This is a genomic window from Polycladomyces subterraneus (assembly GCF_030433435.1).
GTDB classification, from domain to species: Bacteria; Bacillota; Bacilli; order Thermoactinomycetales; family JIR-001; genus Polycladomyces; species Polycladomyces subterraneus.
This window is the reverse complement of the sequence record NZ_JANRHH010000036.1, coordinates 113361-127579: the sequence shown is the minus strand read 5'-3', so window position 1 is coordinate 127579 and position 14219 is coordinate 113361. Positions and strand designations below refer to the sequence as shown.

Sequence of the window (14219 nt, the reverse complement as noted above, 5' to 3'; positions counted from 1 at the left end):
ACATCCTCCTGTTGCATATAAAAAAAGAACCCCTTGGACGGGTTTTGGTCGAATCCGCATTTCAATGATATGGAGGGGGCACCCGGAATCGAACCGGGGATAAGGGATTTGCAGTCCCGTGCCTTACCACTTGGCTATGCCCCCATGTTTTGGCAGGGGCGGTAGGAATCGAACCCACACTAGAGGTTTTGGAGACCTCCGTTCTACCATTAAACTACGCCCCTGCGTGATGGTAGCGGCGGAGGGCCTCGAACCCCCGACCTCACGGGTATGAACCGTACGCTCTAGCCAACTGAGCTACGCCGCCACACATGGCGGAGAGAGCGGGATTCGAACCCGCGCGGGGTCATTCGACCCCCTAACGGTTTAGCAAACCGTCCCCTTCGACCACTTGGGTATCTCTCCGCTTCAAACGATGTGACAATTTTTATCTTAGTATGATTGTCACACTGTGTCAAGGGGGATTTGGGGAGGTATCGGAGAGCCCTTTCGCCGCGTCCTGTGTAGAGGTAGCCGTATATTTCCCCCACCCGAGCGCTCGCCACTTTCGATAGAGGAGCCACCCTTCCCGCCCCCCGAACAGCACCAATACCGTTACGGCGTATTCACCCAGTTGCGAGATCCCGTACCATCCCAATCCAACCCCGGCCGCACAGCGAATCAACTCACGCCGGCGGAGGGGGTGACTCCATGAAAAAGGCAATTCCCACATTCGGACAAAAGAACGAATGCCCAATCGAGCCACCATAAACGAACAAGGCAGAAAACTGGCCATAAAAACCCAATACGGCCAAGATAAATATCGTCGCCATCCCTGCCAATCATCCGGAAACAACCATACCGTTACCCACCACCACCCGGCTATAGCGCCCAACTCCAGCCATCCCCGCGAGCGCATCCGTTTCCCCCTCTCCGTCTTTTTCCATGTATATCGCAAATGGGTTTGCGGAATAACACTTCATTGAAGCCCTTCCGAATCTAAATGGATTCGAATGCCGGTGATACAATCGATGACAAAATGAGCGATAATTGCGGGAACCAATGATCCGCTCCATTCGACCAGCACGCCAAAGCCCAGACTGACTGCAAACACCAACAGCAACAGGGGAATTCGCTTCCAATAACGAAAATGTACCAGCGTGAACAACAGACTGGAACCCCACAGCCCGATCAAAGATTGTAAAGCACCGCGAAACAAGAGCTCTTCCGCCACCGCTACCAGACAAGCGATCCACACGATGTGTACGAGAGAGCGCTCTTGAAACAACAACCGGTTGATCCCACCGTCATCCCACCAATGAGCTGGAGCCTTTCTCGTCAACACCATGTCCACCGCTACCACCAACAGGCCGAAGGCCAGTCCGCTCCCCCACAGAACGGGATCTTGCCAGTAAAACAGGCGATGCCATCCTCCATCCACCCACTGTAGGAGGAGAAAGCCTGTCAGCATCAATACCGCTTGCGACGCATACAGATGGATCAACAGCCGGCGGGAGTCGTCTTTTTGATTGGTCTGCAACACGTTTCACCCCTTGTTGTCCTACATTCCCAACAATCGGCAAAATTCATGGTTGTTCGCCTGTTTTCGTTCATCGACTTGCAATTCTATACAACTCGTTCTAAAATGGGGTGTGAAACAGATTAGGTTCTATTGGGGACTATATGGGAGGAGATTTTTTCACATGCGTACTTGGGTAGACAAAGACACTTGCATCGCTTGTGGTGCTTGCGGCGCAACCGCTCCTGACGTGTATGACTACGACGAAGACGGCATTGCTTACGTGATCCTGGACGACAACACCGGTACGGCCGACGTGCCAGAAGAACTGTGGGACGATGTGCGCGATGCACAGGAAGGTTGCCCCACAGACTCCATCAAAGTGGAAGAATAAACCGACCGACGAAAAGCTGCTCGATCAGAGCAGCTTTTTTCATATCAATCAGCGTCAGCATCCAGATAAAGGCGTACCGCCGCCATCCCGTCATCCACGTTGACAACACGACGAAATCCCTGGCTGAGCAGGAAATTGGCGGCATATATGCTGCGGATGCCATGGGCACAAAGCACATACACCTTTTGGTCCCGTTCCAGCTCGTGCAACCGATGAGGAAGATGCTGCAGAGGGATCAAGACCGCACCGTCCAGATGATCCACTTCCCATTCTTCTGGTTCACGCACGTCCAGGATGATCCCGTCCAGTTCTCCTTTTCGGTATCGACGGGCGAACATTTCCGGCGAAATATGGTACTGCTCCTGAGAATCCATCCCAACGCCTCTTTCCTTTCAGTCTCCCATCCATTGTACCACAAGATTTCAACCAAAACGGATTTGCTTCCGAACGCCAATGCGAATACAATGGTGGGTAGAGCGAGACTGACAATTCCGATGGTCCCGTTCGGTGGAAACATCAATACATAAGGAGGATAAACGAGACATGGCACATCAAGAATTAATCGTGGATGCCTTTATCGAAATTCCGACCGGAAGTCAAAACAAATACGAATACGACAAGGAAAAAGGTGTGTTCCGCCTGGACCGTGTGTTGTACTCTCCGATGCACTACCCGACCGAATACGGTTATCTGGAATCCACCTTGGCCGAAGACGGCGATCCGTTGGACATCCTGGTATTGACCACCTTCCCCACCTTCCCAGGATGCGTCATCCGCTCGCGCGTGATCGGCGTTCTGCTGATGTCCGACGATAAAGGTCAAGATGAAAAGTTGTTGGCGGTACCTGCTGACGACCCGCGCTGGAATCACGTGAAATCGTTGGATGACGTTGCTCCGCACGTGTTGAAAGAAATCGAGCACTTTTTCCAAGTGTATAAGGATCTGGAGAACAAAGAGACCAAAATCGAAGGCTGGAAGGATGCCCAATTTGCAGCAGACCTGTACCAAGCCTGCCTCAAACGTTATCAAGAGCAGAAGTAACGCAAAGCCCCGGCAAAAGCCGGGGTTTCTTCATGCCAAACCATCCTTTTATCCGCCTATATAGGACATTTCCACCTTTTTGCGCTCGCGGACCCGGGTGTTTTTTAATCGCTCATCGGAATAGCGGTCCCGTCGATGGTTCCAGACGTCGCGGATGCGTGCCTCCAGTTCGTCGTCGCTCTCTCCCGAGCGCAACGGGCCGCGGAGGTCGTATCCCTCCGAAGCGAACAGACAGGTGTACAGCCATCCGTCGGCGGACAATCGCGCCCGAGTGCAAGTGGAACAAAAGGATTCCGTCACCGAGGAGATCACCCCGACCTCCTCATCTGTTCCTCGATAACGGTAACGGGAAGCGACTTCGCCGTAATAATTGGGTTCCACCGGTTCCAAGGGCATTTCCCTGTGAATCCGCTCGATGATCTCCCGTTTGGACACCACCTGATCCAGGTTCCACCCGTTGCTGTTGCCCACGTCCATGAATTCGATGAAGCGCAGGATATGCCCCGTTCCGCGAAAATGGCGGGCCATGGGGATGATCTGCCCGTCATTGACACCCTTTTGGACAACCATGTTGACCTTCACCTTCAGTCCGGCCTGACTGGCCGCCTCGATACCCTCCAACACTGGTCGGACAGCAGACCGCCCCCCGTTTATTTTGGCAAAGATTTCGTCATCCAGTGCATCCAAACTGACGTTGACCCGCTGCAGTCCGGCTTCTTTGAGAGCACGGGCGTGCTTGGCGAGTAAGGAGCCGTTGGTCGTCAGGGCAATATCTCGAATCCCTTTCACGTTGGACAGCATCCGGATAAGATCGGGCAGCCCTTTTCTGAGCAGGGGTTCTCCTCCGGTGATTCGGATCTTTTCTACTCCCAGCTTGACAAAGATCCGCACCAATCGGGTGATTTCCTCAAATCGGAGAAGCGCCTTCCGCGAGAGAAACTTGTAATCGGGACCAAACACTTCTTCAGGCATGCAGTACCGGCAACGAAAATTGCAACGGTCCGTCACGGAAATGCGTAAATCCCGAAGCGGACGGCCCAATGCGTCTTTGATTTCAGTCATCTTCTCACGCTGCTCTTACTTCGTAGCAGCCTTGTCACCTCTCATTCTCTTCATTTTGCCGAGACAACACACGTTGAGAACGTTCAGTTTACGTGTTTCTCGGTCGTTATATGGCGGACGGGATTCCGATTCCTTTAGTGAGATGTTAGGAGGTTGTGGTGACGAAGACTCCCACTATGTAAAATTATGAGAGCGAGAGGTGAAACGAGTGTACCGATAACCGGAATACGCTCATGCGGATAAATATATGCAAGAGCAGAAGGAAAACACGCGTGGGGTGATGACACACCTTGGATATTTGAGTTCATTCTGTTCCCAAGCGATCCCCGTGTCTCTCACGAATCATGTTCGAACTGCTGTCACGCGGACGGAAGGCAAGTCTCCTGGCACTTTCATAAGCCTGTGGGGTGTCAATGTCCAGTATGACACCCGGATCTTCCACCGACAGAATCGTCCGGTGCCGCAGAGTACGAAGTACCTCCTTCGCTCCCCTATCCCCCTTCAGTTCTTCCAAATTCATCGAACGGATATTGCCCAAAAAAACGGGGTGACCGGGAATACCCCGGAAGCACGGCCGAACGACAAAAGGCTCGGGTTCTCGAAGGGTGCGAAGCTGTTTGAGGCCGCTTTCAAAGATCCGCCGGATCGTTTCTACCGCAACCAGCGGTTGATCACCCAAAAACACCATCGCCGAATGGTATCGGCCTTCTCCGATTGCCAAGCCGCACAAAAGGGACGTACTCTGTCCGGCGGCGTAATCCCGGTTGACCACCCAGCGAAAGCGATCGTCCTCTATCCGGATCAAGCGCCGGATCTCCTTCGCCCGGTGACCGATCACGGCAACCACCTCCGGGAAGGGGAGTGTAAGCGTCTTCCGGATTATCTGCTCCAACAACGGCATTTCTCCCCAGTCGAGGAGTTGTTTCGGTGTCCCCATTCTCGAAGATGTCCCCGCAGCGAGGATCAGAGCAAACACGCCGCTCTCCATGGTCAACACCTTTCGGCATCGGTTTTCAAAATTGCCACGGCACCCAGCCATCTCCTCACCTCAATCACGAACCCATCACAACCAGAGGTACACCGGCCGCGATCATTTTCGGACGGGTTGGTGAATGCTGTCCCTCCCCCGCAGAAACCCGCCCGAACAACCCTTTCTAAACGCCAGGATCTCCGACAATATGCTGATTGCCACCTCCTCCGGGGTCTCGGCGCCAATATCTAAGCCGACGGGGTTATACATCCGGGCCAGCTTCTCTTCCCCGAAGGTTACCCCTTCCTTTTCCAATGCCTCCAACATCCGTTGACAGCGGGATCGTGGCCCGAGCACGCCCACATAAGGAGCGGGTGAGTTCAAGGCAAGACGGATGGCGACCCGGTCACGCTCCAGATGATGGTTCATCACAACAACATACGTACGTTTTCCGATAATCACCCGCTCTTCCCACAAACCCGCATCGGCCAGAATGATCCGGGCTCCCGGAAAGCGATCCTCCGTGGCGTAGGCCGGGCGCGGATCGACCACCGTCGTTTTGAACCCCGACTGGACGGCTAATTTCACCAGAGGGATCGCGTCATGGCCAGCTCCAAAAATCATCAGTTCCGACGGAGGGAGGTTGACGTCGACGAAAACCTCCGCTTGCCTGCCTCCGGGCAAGGAAAATATGCAGGTCTCCGATTGGGGATGCAAGGTGTCCAGTTTTTTCCGTGCCCATTCAACAGCCAACCTGTTCAAGGCCTCATCTCCCAGGTCTCCCAGGGGTTCGCCGTTCTCTGGAATGAAGAGACGGACCCCGGAAGGAAGACCCGGAGAAGGAGAAAACGCCAGCAACGTGCACAGCACGGCCGCCTGCTCCTCCTTGAGACATTCAGTCCACGCGGCAAAGGGGTCTTTCCCCGGGTTACGCCGACCATTTTCATTCCGTACGTTCATGAGGATGCCTCCTTTCCCGCGAACCCCCGCTCCTCCACACCCTTTCCATCGGATGATCGGGAAACATCCGCTTCGCTTGTCGTCTCGTTCCACGAAACGGGCTCAATCAAGACATCGACGGTACCCGGACACCCCAGCCCCAATCCCCACACGAGATCCTCATCCAAATCGTAACGTTTCATCACAGGGTGACCGTCGGCCATCACTTGTTTGGCCACTTCTGCTACGTCCGGTTCCAGGCAGCCGCCGGAGATCACACCGGTCATTTTTCCTTCCTCGTCGATCAGCAATTTTGCACCTTCCCGGCGATAGGCGGATCCCTTCACGCGGACAACGGTGGCCAACGCCATCTTTCTGCCCGCCCGTCTCCCCTCTTCCATTGCCAGAGCGATTTCCCGATTCTCTTTCACGTCCGTTATCACCTCCGGTAATGGATGTATGAGGCTAATTGCTGGGAGGAGGCCGGATAAGGCCCCGAAATGCTCCCTAGATGATCGGATCAGCTATTACTTCCTGTAAAAGTCAATACCGGTTTCATTGAAGAACTAGACATCCTGTGTATGCACGGTCAATGGGGTCACTGGCGCAAAGACAGGTCGGAAAACCTGACCTTCAACCGCCTCTCGCCAGCTGTCCAAGTCGTGTACATCGACGAACCGATGGATGTATGGCATCGCCGCGGACATACCGCTCGAGATCGGCTCATAGCCCGGGTCGCCGAGCAGGGGATTGAGCCAAACCACATGCCGCACACGTTCGGCAAGCGTCTTCATAGCGACGCGCAGGCGGTCGGGATGACCGGCGTCAAACCCGTCCGACGCGATGATCACAGAAGCGTGTTGCCGCAACAGACCGCCGTATCTGTGCAGCAGCTCCTCAAGCGCTTCTCCGATGCGCGTCCCGCCCTTCAATTCTGCCAGTTCCGAGATTGGAATTCCCTGCACTGCTTTGCGCGCTACCAGATGTGTGACGCGCTTGAGCCGAGTCGAGAAGACGAACACCTCGCAGCGCAGGCGCAGGCGCGTAAACGACCACGCGAGAGCAGTCATGAACGGGGCGTGCTCCTTCATCGACCCGGAAATGTCGATCAAAAGCACAACCGACGGCCGATCCGGTCGGTACTGTTGCCAATGCAGACGGAGCGGTTCTCCCGTGTAACGGACGCTCTCGCGCATCGTCGCGCGCAGATTCACCCGATCGCGCCCGCCACGGCGAAACCGTCGTCCCGGCGGGCGGTCGAATTGCCGTACAGCCCGCTTGGAGACGGCCAACACCGCACGCAACTGAGACGGATCGACCTGCAGGGCGTAGCGTTCTCCCTGACTTGGACTGGATCCCGGCTGCATAGAGAAACTCACGGTGGGCGGGCGATCCTGCGTCTCAATCAAACCACGCGAATGTCCAGACCGCTCATCCGCCTGAATCCGTTTCTTTTCTTCCAGCCTCGTACCCGGGTTCAAAAAGTGACGATTGAACAGATGTGGAAACGATCCCCACTCAGCCGGCGAACGGGCGTATACAGAGCGCAGCGCAAACAAAAGTTCCTCCGGCACTGACAGGTCCGCCTCCGCCAAGCACCTGAGCGCGGTCAATGTCTCCGGCGTGCCAACGCGAAACCCGTGTTTTCGCAAAAAAGGGGTAAAATCCTGAACCTGACGAATCACCGCTGCGGTCATCCCCGTCAGTCCGTTCAGGTCTATGCGTTCCACAACAAGGCCAGTCCTTTCTCCCGTACCAGTTCCAGGTCTTCCTGTGTCTTCAACAAGCATCCGAGCGTGAGACGGGTGACTGATTCGTCCAGCTCTCCTGCCGCCAGATCGGCAACCGCACGCGCCCAATCGATCGACTCTGCCAATCCGGGCGGTTTGAGGAGCGACCACTTTCGCAACCGGCGCACTGCGCGCGCAATCTGACGGGCGACGGTCGGAGCCACGTCGGGTACATGAAGGGCAATGATAGCCGCTTCCTGCTCTACACTCGGATAATCTAACCAATAGTAGAGACAGCGCCTCCGCAATGCATCCGATAAATCGCGCGTGCGATTGGACGTCAGAATCACCGTCGGTGGCACTTCAGCCCGAAACGAACCCCGTTCCGGAATGGTGATCTGAAACTCTGACAAAAACTCCAGCAATAGAGCTTCAAATTCCTCGTCCGCCCGATCCACCTCATCGATCAACAGAACGGGGGCAGGCTTTGTCTTCAAAGCACGCAGCAATGGCCGTTCAATCAAGAAGTGGTCGGTATAGATGTCAGGCGCCGCGCCCCCGGCCTCACCGGAAAACGTGGCCCTGGTCAGCAACAGCTGTTTTGGGTAATCCCAATCGTACAGAGCATGTGCAGCATCCAAACCCTCGTAGCATTGCAGTCGAATCAACTCCACACCGCGAACCACCGATACTGCCTTGGCCAGCTCGGTTTTGCCGACACCGGCCGGCCCCTCCAACAGCAGTGGTCGGTTCAAACGCTGTGCCAGGTAAAGAACCATAGCCAGTCCTTCGTCAGCCACGTACTTGGCATTCTGCAAACATTTCCGCAACTTCTCCACACGATCGTCCACCATTCCGTCCCTCCGCACGGCATCCCCGGATTGTCAATCAGTCGACTCGGGTTCCGCCGTCTCCGTCGACGTCGCTGCCACCTGTTCCGAAACGGACGAGAGCGCTTCACGCAAATTGGCGAACAGCTTTTCCGTGATCTTTCTGGCTTCATTGTCAATCATCCGACCGCCGAGACTGGCGATCGGCCCGCTGATCGCAGCGTCACACCGCCAATCCAGTTTCGTTCCACCACTTTCCGTATCACTGAGGTTCAGTTTCGCCTTCATATCGACACGGCTGCCCATTCCCCCGCCTCGAACGGAGAGTTCAGCAGACTCTTCCGGCTCGGTCACGGCCACTTCAACCGTCAAGTTGAACTTGCCGCGAACGGGCCCGACACCGACACGGACAAGCGTGTGAAAACGGGTCTCGCTCTCCACATCCAACTTCAAAAGATCTGGAACACACGGCCCCACCCGCTGCGGATCCATGACGAACTCCCACACAGTCTGACGCGGCAAATCGATGACAAAGTCTCCTTGATACGTGCGCACCTGTATCCCTCCTTGTCGGAATCGAACGGCTTCACTTTATCGGGTAATCGCGTACGTTTGCGGTTCTTGTTGAAATTTCCGTAAACAGTGAGGACAACAGAATCCGTACGTCTTTCCTTCATGCATCGTACGATAAGGCGTGCTGTCTAGATCGACACGCATTCCGCAGACCGGATCGACACCCGTCCCCAGCCGCTGCGCCGTGGACACGTGCGCATCCTCTTCGGTAGACGTCTCAGAGATACTCACATCGGACGGTGGGTGGTAGCGGACCTCCACCTGACGGCGCCGCCTCTCGATCATCTGTGCGAAGATGCTGAGTGCGATCTCCTGCGCTCCCACAGCGCCGATGTCGTAACCGGCAGGCGCGGCAATGAAATCGCAAAACTCTGCCGACGCTCCCGCGCTGAGCAGCGCTTCCCGCAATGAGCGCCAGCGCTTCGGACTGATGACCACACCAGCGTAAGCCAGCGAGAACTCCCGAAGCGCCAGCAGTCCATCGTCGTCGTATTGCCCCATCGTCGCCACCACCGCGTACATTTCGGGCTCATACACCTGTGACAAGTTTCGTTTCAACCGTTCCGCCGGATCATCTCCATTTTCTCCCATTTGCTCCAAGGCCAGACGCCGAGAAAACCACCCAAACTTCGGGGCCAGTTCCTCTAGCGCCAAGGCAACGGGAGAATCTCCGATCACGACCAGGAGCGGATCCGGGAGCTTCGGTTCGATAAACAATTCCACCTCGCCCTCTGATTGGCAGGTCATCGGCAAAACCGTTACCCCCTCCTCCACCTCGGCGGGTGGATTGGCGGTAATGAGCAGTAATTGGCTTTGACCCGTTTTGAGACACTGCTGAGCTTGATCCGTCACCAATCCACGTGTACATTGACCTCCGACAAATCCGAACATCCGGCCGTCGGAAGTAACAACAGCCTTGTCACCCACGTTGGCCGAACTGGGTCGGACACGACGAACCACGGTCACCACAGCGTAAGGTTCCCGTCGCTCCTCCAACAAGCGAATCTCGTCCGGTATCGTGTGCATCCGCGTGATCCGGCAGAGGAACCCCCTGCCGGAACCACCTCCTTACCCATCTTTTTCTGTGAATCCTGCGCCTGGCCCATACCGGATCATCCGCGCCTGCGCTGATCAACGCAAAAACAAGCCGGGGGCGTCTGGCCCTCACGCGGTCGGGAGAAGCCGTCTTTCGCCCCGTCCGTCCTCTGTTCAAGTTGTGTCACTCGGTCACTCCGTGCTCGCGCAGGATTTTCCACACCTTCCACGGGTATATGGGCATGTCAATATGTTCGACCCCCAGCGGTGCCAGGGCGTCTACCACCGCGTTTACAAACGCCGCCGGCGAGCCAACGTTCGGTGACTCACCCACACCCTTCGCCCCGATGGGATGGTGCGGTGAGGGCGTCACGGTCCGGTCGGTCTCCCATTTCGGGGTGTCCAACGCGGTCGGGACCAAGTAATCCATCCAGTTCGTCGCCAGACAGTTTCCGTCCTCGTCGAAGGGAATATCCTGCATGAACGCAATCGCAAAGCCTTCCGTCAATCCCCCGTGCACCTGTCCCTCAACGATCATCGGGTTGATCACGGTGCCACAATCGTCGACAGCGAGAAAACGGCGAACTTTGACTGCGCCCGTTCCCTTGTCGATGTCGACGACCGCGATATATGCTCCGTGAGGAAAAGTGAGATTGGGTGGATCATAATAGTACGTAGCTTCCAGCCCTGGCTCCATCCCCTCCGGCACATTGGTGTACGCCGCAAATGCGATGTCTTTCATCGTGACCGTCCTGCTGGCAAGGCCTTTGGCGGAAAATGCTACGCCATCAAAAACCACATCCTCTTCCCCCACTTCCAGCAGGTGTGCCGCAATTTTCTTTGCCTTTTCGCGGATCCGACGGGCGCAGAGCGCAGCGGCACCACCGGCAGTTGGGGTGGATCGGCTGGCGTAGGTTCCCAGTCCGTAAGGGGCGGTATCGGTATCTCCCTCTTCGACGATGACATCGTCCGTACTTAGCCCCAACTCCTGTGCGATAATCTGGGCAAACGTCGTCTCATGCCCCTGACCCTGGTGGCGTACCCCCAACCGGGCAATCACTTTTCCCGTCGGATGGACGCGAATTTGGGCGCTGTCGAACATCTTGATCCCCATGATGTCGAAGGTGTGGCTCGGCCCTGCACCGACAACCTCGGTGAAGGTGGAAATACCGATGCCCATCAATTCCCCGCGGGCCCGCTTTTCCGCCTGTTCCTTGCGTAACTCTTCGTAACCGATTTTCTCCAACGCCAGAGCCAGCGTTTTCTCATAGTCGCCGCTGTCATAGGTCCAGCCCGTTGGCGACTTATACGGGAACTGTTCTTTACGGATGAAGTTGCGTTTCCGCAACTCAGCTGGATCGACACCCACACGGCGGGCGAGTACATCCATCACGCGCTCGATCAAATACGCAGCCTCGGTCACACGGAACGAACAACGGTAGGCTACTCCGCCTGGAGCCTTGTTCGTATACACGCCGTCGACCTCGACGAACGCCTCCTTGAAGTCGTAGGAGCCCGTAACGATGCTGAACAATCCAGCCGGGAATTTGGACGGATCGGCCGCTGCGTCAAAGGCTCCGTGATCGGCAATCGTTTTTACCCGCAGCGCCAACACCCGCCCGTCTTCCTCAGCGGCGATCTCGGCAGTCATGTGGTAATCACGCGCAAAGCCAGTACTGGTGGTGTTTTCGGTGCGCGTTTCGATCCACTTGACGGGTCTGCCCAGCTTGAGCGAGGCCACGACTGCGCAAACATATCCGGGATAAACGGGGACCTTGTTGCCGAAACCGCCCCCGACGTCCGGCGAAATCACGCGAATCTGGTGCTCCGGCAGGCCGCTGACCAACGACAAGACTGTGCGGTGGGCATGCGGAGCCTGGGACGTCACGTACCATGTCAGCTTGCCGGTCGCCGTATTGTAGTCGGCGATACAGCCGCACGGTTCGAGCGGCGAAGGATGGACGCGGGGAAAGCGCACATCCTGCTTGACCACCACCGGGGCGTTCCGGAACAGTTCTTCTGTCGCTTCTTTGTCGCCCGCCTCCCAGTGAAAAATGAGGTTGGACTTCTGCTCCCTGTCCTCACGCAAAATCGGAGCGTCCGGCTCAAGCGCCTTGAACGGATCGACGACAACGGGAAGCGGCTCGTAATCGACATAGACAAGCTGTGCGGCATCTACAGCCTGCTCGCGCGTCTCGGCGATAACCGCAGCCACCTCCTGATACTGATACAGCACCTTCCCGGTCGCAAGCACCATCTGTTGGTCATTGGCCATGGTAGGCATCCAAGCCAAGTTCATGGCCGCCAGATCTTCACCGGTGATCACCAGCTTGACGCCCGGCGCTTGCATCGCCTCCGAAGTATCTATGCTCTTGATCCGAGCATGCGCGTACGGACTGCGAACCAAACACATGTACAGCATACCGGGCAACACGATATCATCGATATAACGACCCTTGCCGCGGATGAAACGCGGGTCCTCCTTACGCCCGACGGACTTCCCCAATGGGCGCAACTCAGTCTGACGAACTGCCACTGGCTGCCACCTCCTTGGAAGGTTCAGCAGATGCATCGGCCAATTTTGACGCAGCCGATCGGATGGCTTTCACGATGTTCATATATCCCGTGCAACGGCAGAGGTTTCCAGAAATCCCCTTCCGGATCTCCTCTTCCGACGGGTCCGGATTAGATTGCAACAGAGCGTAACCGGACATCAGCATACCAGGAGTACAGTAGCCGCATTGCAGACCATGCTCCTCCCAAAAAGCCGTTTGCAACGGATGTAACTCGCCATCCTGTTCCAACCCTTCGACGGTCGTCACATCGCGTCCATCTGCCTGAACAGCCAACACCGTACACGATTTGACCGCCTTGCCATCAAGTAGTACCGTGCAGGCACCGCAGCTGGTCGTATCGCATCCAACGTGTGTACCGGTAAGCCCCAGGTCATCCCGCAAATAGTAGACCAGCAGCTTCCGCGGCTCCACATCGGATTCATATGTCTGCCCGTTGACGCGAACCCGGATCTTCATCGGAGTACCACCTCTCCCTGCAGTTCTTTGGCGATATCGGACAATCCCCGCTTGGCGAACACGCGCAGGACGTCTCTTTTGTACTCCGCGCTGCCGCGCAGATCGTCCGTTGGATCGGAATCTTCCGGAACCAAGCGGGAGACAGCCTCAATCGTCTCCGGAGTCAGTTTCTTGCCCAGCAAATACTCCTCCGCACGCTTCCCGCGCAACGGAACCGGACCGCAGGCGCAAATGCCAAATCCCGCCACGGTTACGATCCCATCGGAATCCAACTCCACGTGGATGGCGAGTCCCGCAATCGCAAAGTCGCCGGCTTTCCGTTCAATCTTCAGATACCGTCCGGCGGTCCTACCCTTCGGCGTCGGAACGAGTACCGCCGAGGCAATCTCGTTCTCCTCCAGTGCCGGGGTAAACGTGTCCACGAAAAAGTCGTCGATGGGAATCTGCCGTTTCCCACCGGGACCTACCGCCTCCACCTGGGCATGCAATGCCAACATGGCAGCTCCCCAGTCAGAGGCTGGATCGGCGTGCGCCAGCGACCCGCAGACCGTGCCCAAGTTGCGCACCAGAGGATCGGCAATCCAGACGGCTGTTTCGGCCAACAACGGATACCGATCCCTCAACTCAGCCGCATGCTCCAGCTCCGAGTGTCTGGTCAACGCTCCGATCCGAAGGAAACCGTTTTCTTCTCGCCACCCTTTTAACTCATCAATACCGTTGATGTCGATCAGGATCGGTGGCGCGGCCACGCGCAGTTTCATCATCGGCAGCAGACTTTGTCCACCTGCGAGTAACTTCGCGTCGTAGCCATACCGCTGCAACAGTTCGACCGCTTCCCCCAGTGTGGTAGGGGCAATATACTCAAAAGAGTTCGGAAACAACGCAGAACCTCCTTTACTTGTAGTTGCGTTGCGGCAGCGGACGAATGGACGTTGTCAATCCCGAACATTTTACAGATCGGCCTGACTTGATTGTCTGCAACAACGAGAGTCACGATGATCATCCTAGAATTCGCGAAAACCCCGACGTGGTACTCAGTAGAAATGCAAACGCTTTCGTAGAAAGGTGAGTTGGGGAAAGTAATTTGGATCCGGATCAACTTCAGACGCAGCGCA

At 56.3% G+C, this 14219-nt stretch carries 16 protein-coding genes and 4 tRNA genes; 2 read left to right on the top strand and 18 right to left on the bottom strand.

Annotation, left to right across the window (positions count from 1 at the left end; translation table 11 throughout):
• Positions 1-70 precede the first annotated feature (70 nt).
• From NWF35_RS09785 to NWF35_RS09760, 6 genes are all read right to left on the bottom strand, one after another.
• A tRNA-Cys gene (locus NWF35_RS09785) sits at positions 71-144 on the bottom strand.
• Positions 145-150: 6 nt separating this feature from the next.
• Positions 151-224 (bottom strand) — tRNA-Trp (locus NWF35_RS09780).
• A 6-nt stretch (positions 225-230) separates the two neighbouring features.
• Positions 231-307 (bottom strand) — tRNA-Met (locus NWF35_RS09775).
• A gap of 5 nt (positions 308-312) precedes the next feature.
• Positions 313-405 (bottom strand) — tRNA-Ser (locus NWF35_RS09770).
• Between the two features lie 49 nt (positions 406-454).
• On the bottom strand, positions 455-898 hold the full coding sequence (locus NWF35_RS09765) for a hypothetical protein (RefSeq protein ID WP_301238869.1): 444 nt from the start codon (positions 896-898) through the stop codon (positions 455-457).
• Between the two features lie 60 nt (positions 899-958).
• The gene (locus NWF35_RS09760; RefSeq protein ID WP_301238868.1) at positions 959-1519 is read right to left on the bottom strand and encodes a CPBP family intramembrane glutamic endopeptidase; all 561 of its coding nucleotides are present in this window, start codon (positions 1517-1519) and stop codon (positions 959-961) included.
• Between the two features lie 163 nt (positions 1520-1682).
• Here NWF35_RS09760 and NWF35_RS09755 point away from each other — a divergent pair, with 163 nt between their 5' ends.
• Positions 1683-1892, top strand: a complete 210-nt coding sequence (locus NWF35_RS09755; protein ID WP_089968348.1) for a ferredoxin — start codon at positions 1683-1685, stop codon at positions 1890-1892.
• 44 nt (positions 1893-1936) lie between these two features.
• On the opposite strand, the gene NWF35_RS09750 is transcribed toward NWF35_RS09755, so the two are convergent.
• A complete protein-coding gene (locus NWF35_RS09750; protein WP_301238867.1) occupies positions 1937-2266 on the bottom strand; it encodes a rhodanese-like domain-containing protein in 330 nt (109 codons plus the stop codon).
• A 169-nt stretch (positions 2267-2435) separates the two neighbouring features.
• On the opposite strand from NWF35_RS09750, the gene NWF35_RS09745 reads away from it, so the two are divergent.
• A complete protein-coding gene (locus tag NWF35_RS09745; RefSeq protein ID WP_301238866.1) occupies positions 2436-2933 on the top strand; it encodes an inorganic diphosphatase in 498 nt (165 codons plus the stop codon).
• Between the two features lie 48 nt (positions 2934-2981).
• On the opposite strand, the gene moaA is transcribed toward NWF35_RS09745, so the two are convergent.
• The 11 genes from moaA to NWF35_RS09690 form a co-directional block, all read right to left on the bottom strand.
• Positions 2982-3995, bottom strand: a complete 1014-nt coding sequence (moaA, locus tag NWF35_RS09740; protein WP_301238865.1) for a GTP 3',8-cyclase MoaA — start codon at positions 3993-3995, stop codon at positions 2982-2984.
• Between the two features lie 304 nt (positions 3996-4299).
• A complete protein-coding gene (locus tag NWF35_RS09735) occupies positions 4300-5034 on the bottom strand; it encodes a nucleotidyltransferase family protein (protein WP_301238864.1) in 735 nt (244 codons plus the stop codon).
• Positions 5035-5085: 51 nt separating this feature from the next.
• Positions 5086-5925 (bottom strand): XdhC family protein, encoded by an 840-nt coding sequence (locus NWF35_RS09730; RefSeq protein ID WP_301238863.1) that lies wholly within the window; start codon positions 5923-5925, stop codon positions 5086-5088.
• Positions 5922-6335 carry an XdhC family protein gene (locus NWF35_RS09725; RefSeq protein ID WP_301238862.1) on the bottom strand — a complete coding sequence of 138 codons (414 nt, stop codon included), beginning with the start codon at positions 6333-6335 and terminating at the stop codon, positions 5922-5924. The genes NWF35_RS09730 and NWF35_RS09725 overlap by 4 nt, the downstream gene beginning before the upstream one ends.
• 135 nt (positions 6336-6470) lie before the next feature.
• A complete protein-coding gene (locus tag NWF35_RS09720) occupies positions 6471-7634 on the bottom strand; it encodes a vWA domain-containing protein (protein ID WP_301238861.1) in 1164 nt (387 codons plus the stop codon).
• Positions 7622-8488: an AAA family ATPase gene (locus NWF35_RS09715; RefSeq protein WP_338048336.1), complete on the bottom strand. Its 867-nt coding sequence runs from the start codon at positions 8486-8488 to the stop codon at positions 7622-7624. The genes NWF35_RS09720 and NWF35_RS09715 overlap by 13 nt, the downstream gene beginning before the upstream one ends.
• A 30-nt stretch (positions 8489-8518) precedes the next feature.
• A complete protein-coding gene (locus tag NWF35_RS09710; protein ID WP_301238860.1) occupies positions 8519-9019 on the bottom strand; it encodes an SRPBCC family protein in 501 nt (166 codons plus the stop codon).
• Positions 9020-9055: 36 nt separating this feature from the next.
• The gene (locus tag NWF35_RS09705) at positions 9056-10063 is read right to left on the bottom strand and encodes an XdhC family protein (RefSeq protein WP_301238859.1); all 1008 of its coding nucleotides are present in this window, start codon (positions 10061-10063) and stop codon (positions 9056-9058) included.
• A 193-nt stretch (positions 10064-10256) separates the two neighbouring features.
• Entirely contained in the window at positions 10257-12608 is a 2352-nt protein-coding gene (locus tag NWF35_RS09700) for an aerobic carbon-monoxide dehydrogenase large subunit (protein ID WP_301238858.1), read from the bottom strand.
• The gene (locus NWF35_RS09695; protein WP_301238857.1) at positions 12589-13104 is read right to left on the bottom strand and encodes a (2Fe-2S)-binding protein; all 516 of its coding nucleotides are present in this window, start codon (positions 13102-13104) and stop codon (positions 12589-12591) included. The genes NWF35_RS09700 and NWF35_RS09695 overlap by 20 nt, the downstream gene beginning before the upstream one ends.
• Positions 13101-13985, bottom strand: coding sequence for an FAD binding domain-containing protein (locus tag NWF35_RS09690; RefSeq protein WP_301238856.1), 885 nt, complete (start codon positions 13983-13985; stop codon positions 13101-13103). Before NWF35_RS09690 ends, NWF35_RS09695 begins: the two co-directional genes overlap by 4 nt.
• Between the last annotated feature and the right edge of the window lie 234 nt (positions 13986-14219).